Below are 21,874 nucleotides of genomic sequence, written 5' to 3'. Positions count from 1 at the left end.
TCGTCACACTGACAGCTGCTGCCGGGTCATCTCCGGCAGCAGTTCCACCGCCTGCTTGTACGAGGCATCCACCAAATAGTAAATCTGCGAATCCGGTATCGACCCATCCAGATAGACCGTGCTCCAGTGCGCTTTATTCAGGTGCTTGCTGGGACGCACGTCGGTGTGCTGCTGGCGCAGCAAATCCGCCAGTTCCGGGCTGGTTTTTAGCGAGGCCGCCGGACGCCCCTCCACGTCTTTCACCATCGCAAACAGCACGTCTGCGACCTTGATCTGGGTGGCCTTCCAGTCACTGTGTACGCTTTGCTCCGCACCCGGCTTATTCATGCAGTACTGAAGTATCTCCGAAATGGTCATCATTATTCCCCTTGTAGCGTAGCGATAATTTTGCGCGAACCGCCATGGATACGGTGTTCTCCCAGCCAGATCCCCTGCCAGGTGCCGAGCTGCACGCGGCCGTGATTCACCGGCAGCAGCAAAGAGACGCCCAGCAAGGAGGATTTAATATGGGAAGGCATGTCGTCTGGCCCCTCATCATCATGTTCCCAGCGGGCATCGTCGGGAACGGTTTTGAGAAAATGCTGCTCCATATCGGAACGGACGGTGGGATCGCAATTCTCGTTGAGGGTGAGGGAGGCTGACGTGTGTTGCAGCAACAGATGCAGTAAACCGACGTTAATGCGGGGAAGATCGCGGATCTGTCCAAGGACCTCGTCCGTCACCAGATGAAAACCACGAGACCTGGCGCGCAGGGTCAGGGTTTGCTGATACCACATGTGCTGCTCCGTTTTACAGGATAATCCTTCTAAGTGTGCAGCAATACGACGAAAGGTAAAACCCGTAGCGGGAAAATGTGCTTAAAAAAGCGTCTTTTCTGCCCGAACACTCAGTATTCTGAATTGACGATCACCTCTTCGCCAAACGCTCCCGCCTGTGGGAGCGGTTTGTACGTCGAGTTGGAGGCGCGCAGCACCCGGATGCCTCTGGCACCCGCCTCGCGAGCCGCAGTTATGTCGCTGTCCGCATCGCCGTAGTAAATCTTGATCTGCTTCTGCTCCATCCACTGGGCTTTGTTGTTTCTGCCAGATTTCTCACCGGCAAAAATGACCGGATTCATGGCCGCGGCGGGGATCAGGAAAGCGTCCTGCAACGTTTTGGTGACGGTTTCGGTTTTAGTGGGATGACGCCCGGTAATAAACCAGATCCTGTCGCCACGCTTGACGTGCATGGCAATCAGCGCGCGGGCCACCTCTTTCGGAATGCTGAACTCGTCCCAGCCGTTGTTCATCTGCTGCCAGAAGGCCGGGTTTTTCAGGTAGTCATCACTGTCCGGTGACCAGGTTTTTTTACCCCGCCAGAAGCCCGGGCTGGAGAACAGCACGGTGTCATCAATATCAAATCCCACCGACATGGGCGGACGCCCCATCAGGCTGTTTTCAATCTGGGCAACAGACACCCAGTGGATCGGTGCCTGCTCGGCCAGTCTGGCGGTGGTGGTGCCGGTGTATAACGGTGGAGGTGATGAGGGGCGCGCCACCACCGGGTGGCTGAGCGGGAGCAATAAGCAGACGGCGCTGAGCGCCAGTTTGATTTTGCGCATGTTTTCCCCTGAATATTGAAACCGTTATTTTTTATTTTGAGCGGATGGTCAAAAACCACCTCGAAAATAACCGTAGCCGGAGGGGAATGAAAGGGAATTCTTTATATAAACCATAATAAAAAGAGGGGTATCACAAAGCGGGGTTTACCTATTCCGGCCCCCTTCGCCAACGGAAGGAGACCGTGAGTAAGTGCTTACATCACAGCGGCAAAAGCCTGCGCCACGCGCTGAACGTTGCTGCTGTTCAGACCCGCCACGCACATGCGTCCGCTGGCAATCAGGTAGACGCCAAACTCATCACGCAGGCGATCCACCTGCTGCGCGCTGAAGCCGGTGTAGCTGAACATGCCGCGCTGCTGTAGCAGGTAGTCGAAGTTGTGCCCCGGAACCGCCTCTTTCAGCACGTCGACCAGCGTCTGACGCATGGAAAGGATACGGGTACGCATCGCTTCCACTTCCGCCAGCCACTCGGCCTTGAGTTCATCATCGCCCAGCACGGTCGCCACCACCTGCGCGCCAAAGTTTGGCGGGCTGGAGTAGATGCGACGCACGGTGGCTTTCAGCTGGCCGAGCACGCGTCCGGCAGCATCCTGATCCTCGCAGACTACCGACAGGCCGCCGACACGCTCGCCATACAGCGAGAAGATTTTGGAGAAGGAGTTACTGACCAGTGCCGGCAGGCCTGCGCTGGCGATGGCGCGAATGGCGTAGGCGTCCTCTTCCATCCCGGCACCAAAGCCCTGATAGGCAATGTCGAGGAACGGGATCAGGTTGCGGGCCTTCAGCACTTCAATGACCGCATCCCACTGATCGTTGGTCAGATCGGCACCGGTCGGGTTATGGCAGCACGGGTGCAGCAGCACAATGCTGCGTTCCGGCAGGGTGCTCAGTTTTTCCAGCAACGCGCCAACGCGCACGCCGTTGCTCTGATCGTCAAACCACGGGTAGGTATTCACCGTAAAGCCTGCGCCTTCAAAGATGGCGACGTGGTTTTCCCAGGTCGGGTCGCTCACCCAGACCCCGGACTCCGGGAAATACTTGTGCAGGAAGTCGGCCCCGACTTTCAGCGCGCCTGAGCCGCCCAGGGTCTGGATAGTGGCAACGCGCTTTTCCACCAGCACCGGATGCTCTGCGCCAAACAGCAGCGGAGCAATGGTGTGACGATAGCTGTTCAGCCCTTCCATCGGCAGATAGAGCGACGCGCCGTGTGGCGTGGCATTAAGACGCGCTTCGGCTTTGGCCACCGCCTGCAGCTGCGGAATAATGCCTGCTTCGTTGTAGTACAGACCGATACTGAGGTTAACTTTATCGCCCCGGGGATCTTCTTTGAAACGCTCCATTAAGGAGAGGATGGGGTCGCCAGCATAGGCGTCGACTTTCTGGAACACGCGATGGTTCTCCGGATAATAATGAGGCAGGGAATTCAACAATAAACCGGAAGCAGCAGAAGATCGAGAGGATGTTAAGGAAGATGGGGGTTGGGCAACAGAACCTGCTTTACTCCCTCTCCCATCAGGAGAGGGAACATAGCCGTCAGTCGAGGTAGTGCATCGCCACCCGCGACGTCAGGCGTGTAATAAGTTCGTAAGCACTCACTTTTGTGATTTCCGCGATCCGCTCTACGGGTAAACCTTCGCCCCAAAGGGTCACCGGATCGCCCGCTTTCTCCTGCGCCTCGGGCCCGAGGTCAATACAGATCATGTCCATCGCCACGCGTCCGACGATGGTCACTTCGCGGCCGTTCACCAGCACCGGCGTACCGGACGGCGCGGCGCGCGGGTAGCCGTCGCCGTAGCCCATCGCCACCACGCCCAGACGGGTATCGCGCTCGCTGACCCAGGTGCCGCCATAGCCCACCGGCTCCCCGGCTTTATGCTCGCGCACCGCAATCAGGCTGGAGGTGAGCGACATCACCGGCTGAAAACCAAAGTCTGGCCCCCAGGGTTTACCCTCCAGCGGCGAGACGCCGTAGAGGATAATGCCCGGACGTGTCCAGTCGAAATGGGACTGCGGCCACAGCAGAATGCCGCCGGAGGCCGCAATCGAGCGCATCCCCGGCTTGCCTTCGCAGAAGGTGTTGAAGATATCGAGCTGCTGCTCGGTCGCACCGCATTCGGGCTCGTCGGCCCGGGCGAAATGGCTGACGATATTGACCGGCTGGTGAACGTTCTGGCACTGGCTTAAGCGCTGATAAAAGGCCTCTGCCTGCTCCGGGCGAACGCCCAGACGGTGCATGCCGGTGTCGAGCTTCATCCAGACGGTGACAGGCTCGCTGAGTACCGCGTTCTCCAGCGCCTCGAGCTGCTCCAGGTTGTGCACTGCGGTATGCAGCCGTTTTGCGGCGATGGTCGGCAGGTCGGTGGCGTTAAAGAAGCCCTCGAGCAGCAGGATCGGCTGGGTGATCCCCCCTTCGCGCAGGCGCAGGGCTTCTTCGAGACGGGCGACGCCAAAGGCGTCGGCATCGGGGAGCGTTCGCGCGGTCTCGATCAGACCGTGTCCGTAAGCGTTCGCTTTCACGACTGCAACCAGTTTGCTGGCGGGCGCCAGTTCACGCAGGCGTTGCAGGTTGTGTCGCAGAGCGCGGCGGTTAATGACTACAGTTGCCGCTTGCATTGCAATTCCTTGTTAAAAGAATGTCGGAGAGTTATTCATCGTCGTATTGCGGTCCCGCATAATTATCAAAGCGCGACCACTGGCCGTTAAAGGTCAGCCGCACCGTACCGATCGGGCCGTTACGCTGCTTACCGATAATAATTTCGGCGATCCCTTTCAGGTCGCTGTTCTCGTGATAGACCTCATCACGGTAGATGAACATGATCAGGTCGGCATCCTGCTCGATGGAGCCGGATTCACGCAGGTCGGAGTTGACCGGGCGCTTGTCGGCGCGCTGTTCCAGGGAGCGGTTAAGCTGCGACAGCGCCACCACCGGTACCTGTAGCTCTTTCGCCAGCGCTTTCAGCGAGCGGGAGATTTCGGCAATTTCCAGGGTACGGTTGTCCGAGAGCGACGGAACGCGCATCAGCTGGAGGTAGTCAATCATGATCAGGCCGATGCCGCCATGCTCGCGGGCGATACGGCGCGCGCGGGAGCGCACTTCCGTCGGCGTCAGGCCGGAGGAGTCATCGATATAGATGTTTCGTTTTTCCAGCAGGATGCCCATGGTGCCGGAGATCCGCGCCCAGTCCTCATCGTCGAGCTGGCCGGTACGAATGCGGGTCTGGTCCACGCGCGACAGCGAGGCCAGAGAACGCATCATGATCTGCTCGGAGGGCATCTCCAGACTGAAGATTAAAACCGGTTTATCCTGCAACATCGCCGCATTTTCGACGAGGTTCATTGCAAAGGTGGTTTTACCCATCGACGGACGCGCGGCGACGATAATCAGATCCGACGGCTGGAGCCCGGCGGTCTTTTTATTCAGATCGTCATAGCCGGTATTGACCCCGGTGACCCCGTCGTGCGGCTGCTGGAACAGCTGCTCAATACGCGAGACGGTGGCATCGAGCACCTCGGCGATGTTTTTCGGCCCTTCGTCTTTATTGGCGCGGCTTTCAGCGATTTTGAAGACCCGCGACTCGGCCAGATCGAGTAGCTCGTCGCTGTTACGCCCCTGGGGGTCGAAACCGGCTTCGGCGATCTCGTTGGCGACGGAGATCATGTCGCGCACTACCGCACGTTCACGTACGATATCGGCATAAGCGCTGATGTTCGCCGCACTTGGCGTGTTTTTCGATAACTCGGCCAGATAGGCGAAGCCACCCACCGACTCCAGTTGCCCCTGACGCTCCAGCGATTCCGCGAGCGTGATCAGGTCGATGGGGCTACCGGATTCCTGCAGACGCGCCATCTCGGTAAAGATATGGCGGTGCGGGCGGGTATAGAAATCGTCGGTGACGACGCGCTCGGCAACGTCATCCCAGCGCTCGTTATCCAGCATTAAACCGCCCAACACCGACTGTTCCGCTTCAATCGAGTGCGGCGGGACCTTTAACCCGGCTAACTGCGGATCGCGCTCGCGGGGCTCAGTCTGTTTGTTGAAGGGTTTGTTTCCTGCCATAGTGAATGGAGTTACCGAGATAGAGAGTGGGTCGAAAGATTACCATATTTTCTAAGTCTAATGGAGGGAGCATGGCAACGCGTATTGAATTTCATAAGCACGGCGGCCCGGACGTTCTCAGGGCGGTAGAGTTTACCCCCACCGCGCCTGGCGATAACGAAGTCCAGGTGGAAAACAAAGCCATTGGCATTAACTATATCGATACCTATATCCGCGGCGGCCTCTATCCGCCCCCGGCCCTGCCAAGCGGACTGGGCACCGAGGCGGCCGGAGTGGTGGTCAAAGTGGGCAGCGCCGTGAAGCATATAAAGGAGGGCGACCGCGTGGTGTATGCGCAATCCGCCCTCGGCGCCTACAGCTCGGTCCACAACGTCCCGGCGGATAAAGCCGCCATTCTGCCGGATGCCATCTCCTTTGAGCAGGCCGCCGCCTCCTTCCTGAAAGGGCTGACGGTCTTTTATCTGTTACGCAAAACCTATGAGATCAAACCTGACGAACAGTTTCTGTTCCACGCAGCCGCAGGCGGCGTCGGGCTGATTGCCTGCCAGTGGGCAAAAGCGCTGGGGGCCAAGCTGATCGGCACCGTCGGCAATGCGCAAAAGGCGCAGCGTGCGCTGCAGGCGGGTGCCTGGCAGGTGATCAACTATCGCGAAGAGAGCATCGTCGAGCGGGTGAAAGAGATCACCGGCGGTAAAAAGGTGCGCGTGGTCTATGACTCGGTGGGCAAAGATACCTGGGAAGCCTCGCTGGACTGTCTGCAACGCCGCGGCCTGATGGTCAGCTTCGGCAACGCCTCCGGCCCGGTGACCGGCGTCAATCTGGGTATTCTTAACCAGAAAGGTTCGCTGTTCGCCACCCGCCCTTCGCTACAGGGCTACATCACGAATCGTGACGAACTGGTTGAGGCCAGCAACGAGCTGTTCTCGTTGATTGCCAGCGGCGTGATTAAGGTGGATGTGGCAGAGGCGCAGAAGTATCCGCTGAGTGACGCGCAGCGTGCGCATGAGGTGCTGGAGAGCCGGGCGACACAGGGTTCAAGTTTACTGATCCCCTAAAAAGAAATTGGGCTTCCCGTAGGAAGCCCTTTTCTTTTCTTTTTTTAGTTCGGCTGTATGTAGGGTACAGCGCGATGAATTCTTTAACGGCGGCAATAGTGACAGATTCGATAACTAAATCCTATTCTGTTCTAAGCAATGCTGCCGTAAAAGTTGCAAGGATGTGACGAACCACTCAATACCTTAGTAACGAAAGCGGTTATTGCGCTGATAGCGTGGGATTTTTGGCGATTTAATCGCCCGTATCGCCCACACCACCGCCACGGCCAGCAGCAACCACGGCAGCAGTTTCAGCATCAGGGCAAACAATCCGCCGATAAACATCACCACGGTAGCGACCACCAGTGCGGCAACAATACCCAGCAGTGAGACGCCGGTGACCAACAGCATGACAAAAAATCCAATCACAAAAAGTAGTTCCAGCATGGCTCTCTCCCGAATGCATCACAACGATACGCTGGTATCACCATTACAAGATCCGTGCCAAAAATTAACCTATTGATATAAAAAGAAAACGCCCGGCAATGCTGCGCCGGGCGTGGTGAATTTGACGAACTTTTAGTGAAAATTATCGCTTGTCTGCCACCAGACGCAGCGCCTGCTCCAGCACCTCGATATCGGCGCCCGCCTTATGGGCGTTTTCACTCAGGTAGCGGCGCCACTGGCGCGCGCCCGGGATCCCCTGGAACAGACCCAGCATGTGGCGGGTCACATGGCCCAGATAAGTACCATTGCTTAGCTCGCGCTCAATGTAGGGGTACATCGCCCGCACCACCGCCACCGGATCGCGATCGGCGGCGTCCATACCAAAGATTTCGCGGTCCACCGCTGCCAGCACGCCCGGGTTCTGGTACGCCTCGCGCCCTACCATGACGCCGTCCATATGCTGTAAATGCGCTTTCGCCTCGTCAAGAGACTTGATGCCGCCGTTGATCGACATGGTCAGCTGTGGGAAATCGCGCTTCAACTGATAAACGCGTGGGTAATCCAGCGGCGGGATCTCACGGTTCTCTTTCGGGCTCAGGCCCGAGAGCCAGGCTTTGCGGGCATGGATGATAAACATCTCGCACTCGCCCTTGCCGGCCACCGTGCCGATGAAGTCACAGAGAAATTCGTAGCTGTCCTGCTCGTCGATGCCGATACGGGTTTTGACCGTCACCGGAATGGAGACCACATCGCGCATCGCTTTCACGCAGTCGGCCACCAGCTGCGCATTACCCATCAGACAGGCGCCAAACATGCCGTTCTGCACGCGATCGGACGGGCAGCCGACGTTGAGGTTAATCTCGTCGTAACCGCGCGCCTCTGCCAGCTTCGCACAGTGCGCCAGCGCGGCCGGATCGCTGCCGCCAAGCTGCAACGCCACCGGATGCTCTTCTTTGCTGAAGGCGAGATAGTCGCCCTTGCCATGAATAATCGCCCCGGTGGTCACCATCTCGGTATAGAGCAGGGTATGGCGCGACAGCTGGCGCAGGAAGTAGCGGCAGTGTCTGTCGGTCCAGTCGAGCATCGGCGCGATGGAAAAACGGTGAGCAGGATAGAGGGACGAGTATTCTGACGACATGGCGAAGTTTTAAGCATCTGCTGAAAATGGGGCGCTACTATAGCACATATTCGCCGGAGGCAGAGCGCCTCCGGATCCCGTCAGAAGGTGACGCTGAACTGCGCCCCGGCACCCCAGGTTTCATCTTCGCCGTAAATGCCGGTTAAATCGATATGCACGGTATTAAAGGGGGCGAAGCCAAAGCCGCCGGTGAAGACGTTACTGTCGTTGCCCTTCACGTCCCCGCGAAAGCCGCCGCGCACCGCCAGCCAGCCCAGCAGGGACACTTCTGCCCCCACCCCGACATACTGCGAGTCTTCTTCACTCCTGAAGCCCCGGGTTTTGGTCAGATCGCCATCGGCGCTGAGGGTGAGCAGGCCGGTATGCCAGGCCACCCCTGCCGTGACCAGAGGGCGGATCTGGTACGTGTCCTGATAGCTCACCTCCTGCCCGGTACGCCCGTTGAGAATGCGAATATCGTTGGTATCAATATCCCGTGAGAACAGGTTCTGCCCGCTCAGGCCGACCGTCCAGTTTTCACCGAAGTCGACCGCGACGCCGACATCGACGTTAAAACTGGTATCGTCATTGCGGTTACGACTGCTGTTAAAATCGCTGCTGTCGTAGGTATAGATGGAGGTGGTGTAGTTGTAGAGCCAGGTTTGCTGCAGTTTTGGCGTCACGCCGACCGAGACTGGCAGGCCGTTGAAATCAAACTGGCGGGCAACCGCCACGCCGTAGTCGGAAACGATCGCCGCCCTGCCCATGGCGACGGAATTCAGGTTGCGGGTAATCACGTCGCTGCCGTTCCGGGCCGCCCCCAGCGCCATCTGGTTAGTCATGCCTGCGTTGCCCTGCAATCTGCGCAGGAATGCAATGTCCTGCTGATCGATCTCCGAGCTGATGCGCGCGTGAGCATTGGCCTTAGCGACAAACGCCAGCGACAGCCCCGAACCCGGAATGCTGACGGCTATCCCTGCCCCCGCGTTGCCGTGGGCGGTTTTTCCTTCGAGGAACTCCAGCTGATCGGCCAGATTGCCCGCGGCCCCCTGAAGCTCACTGAGCGTTCCCTGCGGATCGGCCAGGATCCGCGCCACGGTCAGATCGTCGATCATCTCCCGATCGGCCCTGATCTCATCGCTGATCTCATCGATCTTGTCCTGCAGATTGTCTTTATCGCTGATCTGCGCCCCCACCGAGGGGAATATAATGGCGACGTCGTCTTCTGCTTTGGATTTTGCCAGCAGGGCCGGGTTGATCAGCACCCCGCTGCTATAATGCGCCGACGCAACGCCCGTTCCACCCATTGCATCGCCGCGTGCTTCCGTCCAGGTATTTGCTGCTCCAGCCTGATTAGCCAAAAGAATACCGGTGGCAATTCCCGCCACAGAAAATTTGAATTTTATTTTCACAGGACACCTGACTTATTTTGGGTGAATAAACCCCGGCGGCTAAATACCGCGCAGGGGCATACGTCCTTTGTGAAAAAAGTATGAGGAGCCGAATTTATCTAAACTTTAGTATTAGATTAAGTTATTGATTTCCTTATTTCTTTAATATGTATAGAACAAGAAATTACTTTTGCCCTGGTTTTCCGTCATGAGGACCAAAAAATTGCGGGGGATGATCGATCCAGCGATCTTCACGCGTGGCGGCATATACCGCATTCAGCGGATAATAAATTCGGTTATGTTTTTTATTCGCCTCTCCCACCACTAATAACCGCACTTCTTCACTGGTATTATTAATAAAGGTGTGGCAGACGCCCGTCCCGGCAGGAAAACCGACGCTGTCTCCTGGCTCCAGTTTCCATAAATAACCGTTTATCCAGGCTTCGGGATAACCCTCGAGCACAAAGATGAACTCCTCTTCATCGCTTTCGGCATGCGGGTACGAAGTACGGCGCCCTGGCGGGAGGCGCTCATGATGGATACCAAGGCGGCCCAGCCCCAGCGCACGGGCCAGCGGCGCGCCAATGGAGAAACGCTCTGTGCTGTCGGGATAGGTCGAGTTGTCGGCGCCTTCTACTTCGCGCCAGTGTCGAATGCAGTCCGGTCTTTTCATCTTTTCACCCCCAGTGGTTTTTCGACAGGGTAGCACACCCGGTGGATCTCGGCGTTTAGGTCAGAACATGGTAAACTGGCGGTTTGTTATTCCACGTCATTCGAGGTGCAAAATGGAAACGACCACAATGCAGGCACTGTTAGCGCAAGCCGAAAAGCTGTGCGCGCAACGCAATGTGCGCCTGACTCCGCAGCGCCTTGAAGTGTTGCGTCTGCTGAGCCTGCAAAACGGGGCCATCAGCGCCTACGATCTGCTCGACCTGCTGCGCGAGAGCGAGCCTCAGGCCAAGCCGCCCACCGTCTATCGGGCGCTCGATTTTTTACTCGAGCAGGGCTTTGTGCATAAAGTGGAGTCAACCAACAGCTACGTGCTGTGCCATCTGTTCGATCAGCCGACCCACACCTCAGCGATGTTTATCTGCGACCGCTGTGGCAGCGTGAAGGAAGAAGGCGCTGAAGGGGTGGAAGATATCATGCACACTCTGGCCGCGAAGATGGGCTTTGCCCTGCGCCACAACGTAATTGAAGCGCACGGCCTGTGCCGCAACTGCGTTGAAGTGGAAGCCTGTCGCCATCAGGAGGATTGTCAGCACGATCACTCCATCCAGCTGAAGAAAAAGCCGCGCTGAGGGCAAAAAAAGGGGCGACCTGAAAGGTCGCCCTAGGCGTACATCCGTGTACCTGCGGGTATAGGTTAATTACCAGCGATAGTTGTTACGGGTTTCCCAGTCACCAACCTCTTTCTCCGCCTGGTCTTTCTCATAACCATAGCGTTCCTGAATTTTACCCACCAGCTGGTCACGTTTACCTTCAATGACGGTCATATCGTCATCAGTCAGGTCGCCCCACTGTTCTTTCACTTTACCTTTAAATTGCTTCCAGTTACCGCCGACTTGGTCTTTATTCATCATCGATTCCTCTTCGTTCGGTCGTTAAGGTTAAGTTCGTCCTGAAATACGTTTCGTGCTGGACGTGATAATAATTATAGATAAGCCTGCGGCGTTGGGTTTGTTATTCGGAATCTTTTACCATTCAGTCGGGTGAAGCCGCTATGAAAACCAGCTGCCGTTGCGCCAGTGCCGGTGCCAGATCCAGGCCAGAGAGAGCCCCCGCAGGGCAAGAAACACGCACAGAGCCAGCCACAGACCATGATTACCCAGCCACGGCAGGGTGAACAGCGTCAGGCCAAAACCGGCGGCCGCTACGGCCATGCTGTTGCGCATCTCTGCCCCGCGGGTTGCGCCGATAAACATCCCATCCAGCAAATAGCACCAGACGCCCACCACCGGTAAAACCACCTGCCAGATAAGATAGTGGCTCGCCAGCGCGCGCAGTTCGGGCAGCGAAGTCAGCAGGGCAATGATCCGATCGCCTGCCAGGGCGTAGACGAGCGCGAAGGCGAGCGCCACCAGGCCGGACTGACGGCAGGCCGCCCGCCACACTTCCCGCAGCTGGCCGCTTTCCCGTGCGCCATAGGCCTGCCCGGAGTGGGCCTCAACCGCGTAGGCGAAGCCATCCAGCGCGTAGGCGGTAAAGGTCAGCAGGGTCATCAGCACGGCGTTGACGGCGATAATCTCCGGCCCCAGCCGCGCGCCCATTACCGTCAGCGCCCCGAAACAGAGTTGCAGCAGCAGCGAGCGCAGCATGATGTCGCGATTGAGGGCCAGCAGTTTGCGGATGTTGCCCCGCCAGCTCGCTTTCAGCAGCGCCAGCGAAATACCGCGCAGGGCCAGCACCCGCCAGACCATCCATAAGCCGATCAGCAGGGTGGCGTACTCTGCGATAGCGGTCGCCAGCGCAGCCCCCTGCACGTTCATCTGCAGGCCCATCACCAGCCAAAGATCCAGCACGATGTTGAGCAGGTTCCCCACTACCAGCAGGATCACCGGCGCCCGGGCATACTGCACCCCCAGCAGCCAGCCGAGCAGCACCAGGTTAGCCAGCGATGCCGGGGCGCTGAGCCAGCGGATCTCCAGGAAGCGCCTCGCCTGATGAAGAACGGCCTCGCTGCCGCCAACGATATGCAGCGCCAGATCGATGAGCGGTGTGCGCAACAGCACAATCAACAGACCGGCACCGAGGGCCAGGATCAGCGGCTGCACCAGCGCGCGGGCCAAACGCTGTGGATCCTTCGCGCCATAGGCCTGGGCAGTAAGCCCGGTGGTACTCATGCGCAAAAAGAGCAGCAGCATAAACAGGAAGCTGGTTGCCGTCGCGCCGATGGCGACACCGCCCAGATAGACGGGCGAATCGAGATGACCAATGACAGCCGTATCCACCAGCCCGAGCAGAGGGACGCTGATATTGGAGACGATCATGGGAAGTGCAAGACGCCACAACGCCTTGTCTGAAGCAGTCAGGAGAGACATGAAAATGTTCGCCGGAGGCAGGAAAAGCAGACTGCGACAGGGTCGCAGTCTGTCAGAAAGGCGTTATAACCACTCACCGTTGCGGATGACGCCAACCGCAAGACCTTCGATGGAGAAGTTATTTTCACGCAGGTCGACAACAATCGGGGAAAACTCGCTGTTTTCCGGCAGCAGCTGCACGGTGTTGCCCTGCTTTTTCAGACGCTTAACGGTGACTTCATCATCGATACGCGCCACAACCACCTGACCGTTACGCACGTCCTGCGTTTTGTGTACTGCCAGCAGATCGCCATCCAGAATACCGATGTCTTTCATCGACATGCCGCTCACGCGGAGCAGAAAGTCTGCGCTCGGTTTAAACATGCCCGGATCGACCTGATAGTGGCCTTCAATGTGCTGCTGCGCCAGCAGCGGTTCCCCGGCGGCGACGCGGCCGACGAGCGGAAGGCCCTCTTCGGCTTCAACCAGCAGGCGAATACCGCGAGACGCTCCGGAGACAATCTCAAGCACACCCTTACGCGCCAGTGCCTTAAGGTGCTCTTCAGCGGCATTTGGAGAACGGAAGCCCAGACGCTGCGCGATTTCTGCACGCGTCGGCGGCATACCCGTCTGGCCGATATGATCCCGAATGAGATCAAACACCTCTTGCTGCCTGGTCGTTAACGCTTTCATTCCGCCCCCTGGGTGTATATACAGTTATGCTGTGAGTATATACAGCTAAAGGTGATTTTGGAACCACAAACCGCATAAAAAACCAGAGACTTGTTCGGTTTCTGAAGGCTTATCGTAAATGTCCCCAAAGCAGCGTGACCCAGGTAAACAACGCAACGATAATCGCCATCAGCACCGCGGCAGAACCCATATCTTTTGCCCGGCCCGAGAGCTCGTGAAAGTCAGTGCCGATACGGTCGACCACCGCCTCGATCGCACTGTTCAAAATTTCGACTATCATCACCAACATCACCGAGCCAATCAGTAATACGCGAGTGATGGGATCAACATCCAGCCAGCAGGCAATAATAATCGCCGCGACGACAGCAACCCCCTCCTGGCGAAATGCGGCTTCATTGATCCAGGCAGCACGGATGCCTTTCCATGAATAGCCGGCAGCTTTAATGATTCGGGTTAACCCAGTGGTATTATTGGCCATTAAAAGAAACCTTTCTTCGAAAATAGCGTCAGAAACGGTGGTTTAAGCGCCTGGCGCAGCCACCGGAAGTATGACGGGTAACAACAGAAATTTTGCGCGCTTTCTGTTATCCTTGCGCCGCAATTGCATTTTTAACCAGAGGCTTTACATCGTTTATGTCTGGCTGGCCACGAATTTACTACAAATTACTTAATTTACCATTAAGCGTCCTGGTAAAAAGCAAGTCTATTCCGGCGGTTCCCACGCTGGAGTTGGGACTCAATACCTCGCGTCCTATTATGTACGTTTTGCCTTATAACTCGAAGGCCGACTTGCTGACGCTGCGCGCCCAATGCCTGGCGCACGATCTTCCCGATCCGCTGGAGCCGCTGGAGATCGACGGCACTCAGCTGCCGCGCTACATCTTTATCCACGGTGGCCCTCGCGTGTTCACCTGGTACACGCCGAAAGAAGAGTCGATCAAGCTGTTCCATGACTACCTCGACCTGCACCGCAGTAACCCGCTGCTGGACGTGCAGATGGTGCCCGTATCGGTCATGTTTGGCCGTCGTCCGGGGCGTGATAAAGGCGAAGAAAATCCGCCGTTGCGCATGCTTAACGGGGTGCAGAAATTTTTCGCCGTTAACTGGCTCGGCCGCGACAGCTTTGTCCGTTTCTCGCCGTCAGTCTCACTGCGCCGCATGGCCGATGAGCACGGTACGGATAAGACCATCGCCCAGAAGCTGGCCCGCGTGGCGCGCATGCACTTTGCCCGTCAGCGTCTGGCCGCGGTAGGCCCACGCCTGCCGGCACGTCAGGATCTGTTTAACAAGCTGCTGGCCTCGAAAGCGATCGCCCGCGCCGTCGAAGACGAAGCGCGCAGCAAAAAAATCTCCCACGAGAAGGCGCAGCAAAACGCCATCGCCCTGATGGAAGAGATTGCGGCCAACTTCTCCTACGAGATGATCCGCCTTAGCGACCGTATCCTGAGCTTTACCTGGAACCGTCTCTATCAGGGGATCAACGTGCACAACGCCGAGCGTGTGCGCCAGCTGGCCCACGACGGCCATGAGATTGTTTATGTGCCCTGCCACCGCAGCCACATGGACTATCTGCTGCTCTCGTATGTGCTCTATCACCAGGGGCTGGTGCCGCCGCACATCGCTGCGGGTATCAACCTCAACTTCTGGCCGGCTGGCCCGATCTTCCGCCGTCTGGGTGCGTTCTTCATTCGCCGTACCTTTAAGGGCAATAAGCTCTACTCTACCGTGTTCCGTGAGTATCTGGGCGAGCTGTTCAGCCGCGGCTACTCTGTGGAATATTTCGTGGAAGGCGGCCGTTCCCGTACCGGGCGTCTGCTCGATCCGAAGACCGGCACCCTGTCGATGACCATTCAGGCGATGCTGCGTGGCGGTACGCGTCCAATCACTCTGGTGCCGATTTACATCGGTTACGAGCACGTGATGGAAGTGGGTACTTACGCCAAAGAGCTGCGCGGCGCCACCAAAGAGAAAGAGAGCCTGCTGCAGATGCTGCGCGGCCTGAGCAAGCTGCGCAATCTTGGTCAGGGATATGTTAACTTCGGCGAACCTATGCCGTTGATGACTTATCTCAATCACCGTGTGCCGGAGTGGCGCGAGTCCATCGATCCGATCGAAGCGGTGCGTCCGGCCTGGCTGACGCCAACGGTGAACGCCATAGCCGCCGATCTGATGGTACGTATTAACAACGCCGGGGCGGCCAACGCCATGAACCTGTGTTGTACCGCTCTGCTGGCCTCTCGCCAGCGCTCGCTCACCCGTGAACAGCTGACCGAGCAGCTCGACTGCTACCTGAACCTGATGCGCAACGTGCCGTACGCGGCTGATGCCACGGTGCCGACCGCCAGCGCCAGCGAGCTGATCGAGCACGCGCTGCAGATGAACAAGTTTGAGGTCGAGAAGGACACCATCGGCGATATCATCATTCTGCCGCGCGAGCAGGCGGTACTGATGACCTACTACCGCAACAACATTGCGCATATGCTGATGCTGCCGTCGCTGATGGCGGCCATCATCACCCAGCATCGCCAGATCACCCGTCAGGCGCTGCTGGAGCATGTCACCGCCCTCTACCCGATGCTGAAAGCCGAGCTGTTCCTGCGCTGGGAAAACGACGAGCTGGCAGAGGTGCTGGATAAGCAGATTGAAGAGCTGACCCGCCAGGGACTGATTTCGCAGAAAGATGACCTTCTGCTGATCAACCCGTCCCGGGCACGCACGCTGCAGCTGCTGGCGGCGGGCGCACGCGAAACCGTGCAGCGCTATGCCATTACCTTCTGGCTGCTGAGCGCCAACCCGTCGATCAACCGCGGGACGCTGGAGAAAGAGAGCCGCACGCTGGCACAGCGTCTGTCGATGCTGCACGGCATCAACGCGCCGGAGTTCTTCGATAAAGCGGTCTTCAGTTCGCTGGTGTTGACGCTGCGTGACGAGGGCTACATCAGTGACAGTGGTGATGCCGAGCCGGAAGAGACGATGAAGGTGTACCAGATGCTGGCGGACCTGATTACCTCGGACGTGCGCTTAACGATTGAGAGCGCGACGCAGGGGGAATAAAAAACGCCCGGTGGCGCTAACGCTTACCGGGCCTACAGGGTTTGCCAGATCGTAAGCCGGGTAAGGCGAAGCCGCCACCCAGCTTTTTTTATGCCCAGTAACTCGCCGCCAGGCCTAAAAACAACACCAGCCCCACATAGTTATTATTCAGAAACGCTTTAAAACAGGCGTCGCGCTCGCGGTTGGCGATAAGCTTTTGCTGGTAGATAAACAGCACCCCTGCCGCCGCGACCGCCGCGTAAAAGGCCCCGTTCAGCTGGTTCAGATAACCAATCGCCACCATCAACCCCAGCACCGCGACCTGCAGAATCCCGATGATCAGCTTGTCCTGACGCCCAAACAGAATGGCGGTGGATTTGATGCCGATCTTCAGGTCATCGTCCCGGTCGACCATCGCGTACTGGGTATCGTAGGCCACCGCCCAGAGGATGTTGGCCAGGAACATCAGCCAGCAGCTCAGGGGCACGCTTTCGCTGACGGCGGCAAACGCCATCGGGATCGACCAGCCAAAGGCGGCACCCAGCACCACCTGCGGCAGATGGGTGTAGCGCTTCATAAACGGATAGACCCAGGCCAGGGCCAGCGCTGCTACGGAGAGCAGAATGGTCATGGTATTCAGGGTCAGCACCAGCAGGAACGAGAGCAGGACCAGCACTACAAACAGCGTGCGCGCCTCTTTCTCGGTGACATCGCCGCTCGGTAGCGGACGATTAGCGGTGCGTTTCACATGGCCGTCAAACTTACGGTCGGCATAGTCGTTGACGACACAGCCTGCCGCGCGCATTAACCAGACGCCCGCCACAAACACCGCCAGGATCCACAGCGGCGGCAGCCCGGGGGTCGCCACCCACAGCGCCCACAGGGTCGGCCACAGCAGCAGCAGCGCACCAATCGGCTTGTCGGTTCGCATCAGGCGGTGGTACGCCAGCAGCTTGTTCTGCGTCAGACTCCACTCCATTTTCTCTTCCTCTTAGTACAACGGCGACGCCGGTAAAAACAGCTCGGTCAGCATCAGGGGTTTACCACTTAAGCGCAGGCGGGAACGGCGTCCCAACAGCCCGGCATCGCGACCAATCTCAATAAAATCTCGGGTAAGCTCGGAGGAGGTAAACAGATAGCGGCCCAGCGGGGTTTTGCCCATCTGCTGCAGCGCCAGCTCCGGTCCGGTGAGGGTGGATTCAGGCACCACGGTGCGTCCGGCCAGCCACGGCTCGCCGTCGGCACAGAGCAGGATCTCCCGCAGCCAGTAGCGTGCCTCTTTCGGCAGTAATGGCAGTTCGTCCGCTACCGCATCAGGCGTGACAAATCCCTCCTGAATGAGGGTGACGGTAACCTTTTTGCCCTGCTGCTCAAAACGTTTGGTCATGGAATCTTCCAGCAGCAGCCAGTCGAGCTGCTCCGGTTCCAGCGCAGGTATTTCGTCAAAATAACGCAGCGCGCGCAGGAGCAAAAGCGCGGGGTGTGACATGCCAGACTCTCCGATACATAACGTGAAGCTATTGTATCGCAGAAACGCGGAATGGGGGCGGGCAAACGTGAACTAGCGAACATTATCGCAACAGAGGTGCAACAGCGGCAGAGATCGCAAAAAAAGTGCGCCCGCAAGGGCGCACCAAACTACTGACAAAATCAGCACTGTGGGGAGACGGTCACCCCTTGCCTTTTACACTGCTGATAAAGGTGGAACGGGCAGTGGTCGAGCCTAAACGCTCGGCTTCATCAAGGAGTTTCAGCGCCTTGTCGACATCGCCTTTATCTACTGCCTGTTTAATGGCCTGATTGAAGTAGGTTTCGGTGTCGTTAAGCACCGGCTCGCTCTTCTTCGCGGCGACCGGGGCAGCGACAGGAGCAGCAGCGGTGGCAGGTGCTGCGGCTGGCGCGGCATAGACCGGGGCAGGTGCTGCGGTGTTACCCACGGTGACCGGGCCCGGGCCGGAGGAGCCAAACAGTGGGCCGACCAGCACGCTGGAGGCGCTGTTGGTGGAGACTTTCAGCTTCAGCTCACCATCAGTGACGTGACGGGCAAGCGGGTCCGGAATATCCGGTACGGCATTGCCGGTGCCTTTGGCATAGGCTTTTGCCGGGTTGATAAGCTTGGTGGTTTTTTGCAGATCGCTATCGGTGGTAAACACCAGCACATAGAGTTTTTGCTGGCCCAGCGCAGGCGTCAGGCGCATGACCCCTTCCAGGCGGTCGGCGCTCATGACGCCCGGCTCCTGATAGGTGAAGTATTCGCTTGGGAAGTAGGCCGATGGCGTCAGGTTCTGATCCAGTATCAGCACGTTCGGTGCGAATACGCTGGTTTGTTTGTTCACTTCACTGGTCAGCGTAAGCGTGATTTCACCGATATTGGCCGGCACGCTGTAGGCTGCCACCGGGCCGGTGATGCCCGCCACATTCAAGGACTGGCCGCCGGTTGAAAGCTGGGTGGTCTGGGCTTTGGACTGATCGACAGGTGTCCAGACTAACTGTTGCAACGCGGCAGCCGGGACAGCAGGCGCGGCGCTGGTGTTTTGCGGTACAAAATTAACGTTGGCGAGCGTGATGGCTGGAGCACCTGCCAACAACCCTGCGGAGAGGCACAGCGCGACGAGACTTTTCTTCATTTTCATTGTTTTTACCTCAGATAGCATAAGCACTGCGGTGGCCAGGCAATAGCGCGCAGAACTCTATGAAAAGAGGGGCTTGCGCCCCTCTTTCAGGTCAATACATCAGATACTACGTATTACCACCAGATTTCCATCTGGGCACCGAAGGTCCACTCATCGTTGTCGCCACGGCTGAAGGTACGTGCAGAAGTGTCGTTATACGCTACGCCAGAGGTGTAGCCTGCATTCGTGTCGCCGTTGTTTGCGTAACCCCATTTCTCATCCCACTTGGCGTAGGTTGCGAAGACACGGATAGCCGGACGAGACCAGATGCTGTCGCCTGCCTGCCACTGTTGCGCCAGGGTAATTTTGTACTGGCTGTTGGTGTCGTCAGTTTTCTGAGATTTGACGTTGTCGTAGCCCACTTCCAGCAGGGTGGACATGATTGGCGTCCATTTGAACATCGGACGAACACCGACGGTCCACCACTCGGTACCGTTGTTGTTGTCCAGGTCGATGTTCTGGTACATACCGACGTACATCAGATCCCACTGGTCAGCCAGAGTGATTGCACCGTGGTCGATGACGCGAATCAGGGAGCCGTCGTTGTTCAGGCTTGCACCCTGCGGAATACCTTTACCGTTGGAGGTCATGGAATCCGTTGCGTACTGCACAACAAACTTGTTGAAGCCTTTCATCATGCTCTGGGTATGTTCAGCGGTGAACATCCAGCCATCTTTAGAGGCGCCAGGCTGCAGATAGTAGTCGTCAGGAATGTTGGTGTGGCCGTAGTCAACGCCCAGCTCCAGGGTACCGCCTGGGTTGATTTCCATACCGGCTAAACGGATATCGAAGACGTCGTTTGGTACAACGTTGTCGTAAATACGGTCGCCGTTTGCATCGAAATCTGCGAACGCGGAAGAGCCGCCGGATTCAGATGAGCGGGTCGCTGCCATAGACAGTTTACCGAAGCCCAGATCGATGTTTTCGATACCGGCACCAGGACCTGAAATATCCCAGTAGTAGAAGTCGATCATGTGAACGTCATGACGCTGATAGAAGCGCTTACCGGCCCAGATAGTGGAGCCTGGCAGCCATTCGATCAGGTTTTTACCCTGCACGTTTGCTTCACGGAATGCCGGATCGGTGGCTTCCCAGTCATTACGCTGAGAAACGGAATACGCTACGTTGGTGTCGAAGTAGAAGCTCTTGTCACCCTCTTTCCACACTTCCTGGCCAAGTTTCAATTCAGCATAGGTTTCACATTCGTTACCAAGACGGTATTTACTTTGTGCACCTGTTGCCTGGAAACACTGCTGTTCGCCACCACTCCCGGTCCAGCCAATGCCAGAACGAGCATAACCTTTAAAGTCTACAGCGCCGGCCTGGGCAGACAGGATGCCTGCCGCAATGGCGACCGCCAGAGGGACTTTGCGCAGAGTAATCATTATTCTATCTCCTGAGATCATTGCTTTTCTTTGAACACTTCACCTGATGGTTTCGTGCTTATTATTGGGATTCCTTAAACGCCTGGCTCCTGGTGCAGCCGACGACATGCAGTGCCATCTTCCCGGAAGAGATGGCAGCGCTCTGGCGGCAAGCCGATAGCGAATGTGGCACCCTCTTTTACCAACACCACGTCATTCTGGCGGTACACCAGGTTCTGACGAATGGCGGGGATCTGGATATGAATCTGTGTTTCATGACCAAGTTGCTCAACCACCTGAACCTCGCCTTCCAGCGTCACATCAGCGATGTGGCTCGGCAGCAGATGCTCAGGGCGGATCCCGAGGGACATGTTCGCCCCCACGTTGACGTTTGCACTGTCTACCGGTAACCACACCTGCTGGCGGTTCGGCAGTTCAACCTGAACCTGTTCAATGGCGGTGGCGGTGACTTTGACCGGCAGGAAGTTCATCTTTGGCGAGCCAATAAAGCCCGCAACAAAGCGGTCTGCCGGGTAGTGATAGAGTTCCAGCGGTTTACCTACCTGCGCCACGCGACCGGCATCCAGCACCACAATCTTGTCGGCCAGAGTCATCGCTTCGACCTGATCGTGGGTGACGTAAATCATGGTGCGGCCCAGACGCTTGTGCAGGCGGGAGATCTCAATACGCATCTGCACGCGCAGCGCGGCGTCGAGGTTCGACAGCGGTTCATCGAGCAGGAACACGCGCGGTTCCGCCACCAGCGTACGGCCAATCGCCACACGCTGACGCTGACCACCGGAAAGTGCCTTCGGCTTACGCTCCAGCAGGTGCGCCAGCTGCAACACTTCGGCAACCTGGGTCACACGCTGGTTGATAATCTCTTTTTTGGCGCCGGCCAGCTTCAGGCCGAACGACATATTCTCGGCAACGGAGAGATGGGGATAGAGGGCATAAGACTGGAATACCATCCCGACGCCGCGTTCCGCTGGCGGGATATCGTTCATCCGGGTATCGCCAATCATCAGATCGCCGCTGGTGATCGTTTCCAGACCGGCAATCATGCGCAGCAGTGTGGATTTACCGCAGCCTGACGGGCCCACAAAAACCACGAATTCGCCTTCCTGGATATCGAGATTGATATCTTTCGACACCACCACGTCACCCCAGGCTTTCGTTACGTTACGCAGTTCTACGCTCGCCATGCCCTACTCCCTTCGTTACAACCTGTCATCGACAGAAACATTCAATATGGGCTGACTATGCGGTATCGCGCGGCACCGCGAATCCTCCACCCCCTGCCTTTTTTATGGGGGAGGAGGCGGGAGGATGAGAGAGAGGACTCAGCCAGCGCGACCCGGGGGCTGAGGCTAAATTCGTGATGTCACTGGCAAAATTCAGCGTACTTTTATGTGCGCTGGGACACATAACTCAATTTTATGCAAC

The 21,874-nt window shown here is 57.5% G+C and carries 22 protein-coding genes; 3 read left to right on the top strand and 19 right to left on the bottom strand.

Annotation, left to right across the window (positions count from 1 at the left end; all coding sequences use genetic code 11):
• Positions 1–3: 3 nt before the first annotated feature.
• The 6 genes from GNG27_RS01230 to dnaB form a co-directional block, all read right to left on the bottom strand.
• Positions 4–357 (bottom strand): MmcQ/YjbR family DNA-binding protein, encoded by a 354-nt coding sequence (locus GNG27_RS01230; protein WP_142490045.1) that lies wholly within the window; start codon positions 355–357, stop codon positions 4–6.
• A gap of 2 nt (positions 358–359) precedes the next feature.
• Positions 360–776, bottom strand: a complete 417-nt coding sequence (locus GNG27_RS01225; protein WP_142487855.1) for a secondary thiamine-phosphate synthase enzyme YjbQ — start codon at positions 774–776, stop codon at positions 360–362.
• Between the two features lie 110 nt (positions 777–886).
• Positions 887–1,600: an acid phosphatase AphA gene (gene aphA, locus GNG27_RS01220; protein ID WP_156262692.1), complete on the bottom strand. Its 714-nt coding sequence runs from the start codon at positions 1,598–1,600 to the stop codon at positions 887–889.
• A 194-nt stretch (positions 1,601–1,794) separates the two neighbouring features.
• Positions 1,795–2,988 (bottom strand): aromatic amino acid transaminase, encoded by a 1,194-nt coding sequence (tyrB, locus tag GNG27_RS01215; RefSeq protein ID WP_156262691.1) that lies wholly within the window; start codon positions 2,986–2,988, stop codon positions 1,795–1,797.
• 145 nt (positions 2,989–3,133) lie between these two features.
• Complete coding sequence (gene alr / locus GNG27_RS01210; RefSeq protein WP_156262690.1) at positions 3,134–4,213, bottom strand: alanine racemase; 1,080 nt, start codon at positions 4,211–4,213, stop codon at positions 3,134–3,136.
• Between the two features lie 31 nt (positions 4,214–4,244).
• Entirely contained in the window at positions 4,245–5,657 is a 1,413-nt protein-coding gene (dnaB, locus tag GNG27_RS01205; protein WP_032615986.1) for a replicative DNA helicase, read from the bottom strand.
• A gap of 71 nt (positions 5,658–5,728) precedes the next feature.
• On the opposite strand from dnaB, the gene GNG27_RS01200 reads away from it, so the two are divergent.
• Positions 5,729–6,712, top strand: coding sequence for a quinone oxidoreductase (locus GNG27_RS01200; protein WP_142487851.1), 984 nt, complete (start codon positions 5,729–5,731; stop codon positions 6,710–6,712).
• Between the two features lie 183 nt (positions 6,713–6,895).
• Here GNG27_RS01200 and pspG read toward each other — a convergent pair whose 3' ends face one another.
• The 4 genes from pspG to GNG27_RS01180 form a co-directional block, all read right to left on the bottom strand.
• On the bottom strand, positions 6,896–7,138 hold the full coding sequence (pspG, locus tag GNG27_RS01195; protein ID WP_142487850.1) for an envelope stress response protein PspG: 243 nt from the start codon (positions 7,136–7,138) through the stop codon (positions 6,896–6,898).
• A 142-nt stretch (positions 7,139–7,280) separates the two neighbouring features.
• A complete protein-coding gene (gene dusA, locus GNG27_RS01190) occupies positions 7,281–8,276 on the bottom strand; it encodes a tRNA dihydrouridine(20/20a) synthase DusA (RefSeq protein ID WP_156262689.1) in 996 nt (331 codons plus the stop codon).
• Between the two features lie 80 nt (positions 8,277–8,356).
• Entirely contained in the window at positions 8,357–9,667 is a 1,311-nt protein-coding gene (locus GNG27_RS01185) for a conjugal transfer protein TraF (protein WP_231600418.1), read from the bottom strand.
• 163 nt (positions 9,668–9,830) lie between these two features.
• Entirely contained in the window at positions 9,831–10,319 is a 489-nt protein-coding gene (locus tag GNG27_RS01180) for a cupin domain-containing protein (RefSeq protein ID WP_156262688.1), read from the bottom strand.
• A 112-nt stretch (positions 10,320–10,431) separates the two neighbouring features.
• Here GNG27_RS01180 and zur point away from each other — a divergent pair, with 112 nt between their 5' ends.
• Positions 10,432–10,947 carry a zinc uptake transcriptional repressor Zur gene (gene zur / locus GNG27_RS01175; RefSeq protein WP_032615974.1) on the top strand — a complete coding sequence of 172 codons (516 nt, stop codon included), beginning with the start codon at positions 10,432–10,434 and terminating at the stop codon, positions 10,945–10,947.
• A 69-nt stretch (positions 10,948–11,016) separates the two neighbouring features.
• Here zur and GNG27_RS01170 read toward each other — a convergent pair whose 3' ends face one another.
• From GNG27_RS01170 to GNG27_RS01155, 4 genes are all read right to left on the bottom strand, one after another.
• A complete protein-coding gene (locus GNG27_RS01170; RefSeq protein WP_032615972.1) occupies positions 11,017–11,226 on the bottom strand; it encodes a CsbD family protein in 210 nt (69 codons plus the stop codon).
• Between the two features lie 141 nt (positions 11,227–11,367).
• Positions 11,368–12,687: an MATE family efflux transporter DinF gene (gene dinF, locus GNG27_RS01165; protein WP_142487846.1), complete on the bottom strand. Its 1,320-nt coding sequence runs from the start codon at positions 12,685–12,687 to the stop codon at positions 11,368–11,370.
• A gap of 63 nt (positions 12,688–12,750) precedes the next feature.
• Positions 12,751–13,359 carry a transcriptional repressor LexA gene (gene lexA / locus GNG27_RS01160; protein WP_032615967.1) on the bottom strand — a complete coding sequence of 203 codons (609 nt, stop codon included), beginning with the start codon at positions 13,357–13,359 and terminating at the stop codon, positions 12,751–12,753.
• A gap of 109 nt (positions 13,360–13,468) precedes the next feature.
• Entirely contained in the window at positions 13,469–13,837 is a 369-nt protein-coding gene (locus GNG27_RS01155; RefSeq protein ID WP_142487845.1) for a diacylglycerol kinase, read from the bottom strand.
• Between the two features lie 155 nt (positions 13,838–13,992).
• Here GNG27_RS01155 and plsB point away from each other — a divergent pair, with 155 nt between their 5' ends.
• Positions 13,993–16,413, top strand: coding sequence for a glycerol-3-phosphate 1-O-acyltransferase PlsB (gene plsB / locus GNG27_RS01150; RefSeq protein WP_156262687.1), 2,421 nt, complete (start codon positions 13,993–13,995; stop codon positions 16,411–16,413).
• An 88-nt stretch (positions 16,414–16,501) separates the two neighbouring features.
• Here plsB and ubiA read toward each other — a convergent pair whose 3' ends face one another.
• The 5 genes from ubiA to malK all read right to left on the bottom strand — a co-directional run bounded on the left by ubiA (position 16,502) and on the right by malK (position 21,633).
• Positions 16,502–17,371 (bottom strand): 4-hydroxybenzoate octaprenyltransferase, encoded by an 870-nt coding sequence (gene ubiA, locus GNG27_RS01145; protein WP_156262686.1) that lies wholly within the window; start codon positions 17,369–17,371, stop codon positions 16,502–16,504.
• A gap of 12 nt (positions 17,372–17,383) precedes the next feature.
• Positions 17,384–17,881, bottom strand: coding sequence for a chorismate lyase (ubiC, locus tag GNG27_RS01140; protein WP_142487842.1), 498 nt, complete (start codon positions 17,879–17,881; stop codon positions 17,384–17,386).
• A gap of 181 nt (positions 17,882–18,062) precedes the next feature.
• Positions 18,063–19,025: a maltose operon protein MalM gene (gene malM / locus GNG27_RS01135; protein ID WP_142487841.1), complete on the bottom strand. Its 963-nt coding sequence runs from the start codon at positions 19,023–19,025 to the stop codon at positions 18,063–18,065.
• Positions 19,026–19,138: 113 nt separating this feature from the next.
• Positions 19,139–20,452, bottom strand: coding sequence for a maltoporin (locus GNG27_RS01130; RefSeq protein WP_142490044.1), 1,314 nt, complete (start codon positions 20,450–20,452; stop codon positions 19,139–19,141).
• Positions 20,453–20,523: 71 nt separating this feature from the next.
• Entirely contained in the window at positions 20,524–21,633 is a 1,110-nt protein-coding gene (malK, locus tag GNG27_RS01125; protein WP_156262685.1) for a maltose/maltodextrin ABC transporter ATP-binding protein MalK, read from the bottom strand.
• Positions 21,634–21,874 lie beyond the last annotated feature (241 nt).

Origin of the sequence: Leclercia sp. 119287, from assembly GCF_009734485.1 — a bacterium.
Taxonomy (GTDB): Bacteria; Pseudomonadota; Gammaproteobacteria; order Enterobacterales; family Enterobacteriaceae; genus Enterobacter; species Enterobacter adecarboxylatus_C.
The sequence above is the reverse complement of the archived record's forward strand: the minus strand, read 5'-3'. Positions and strand labels throughout refer to the sequence as shown.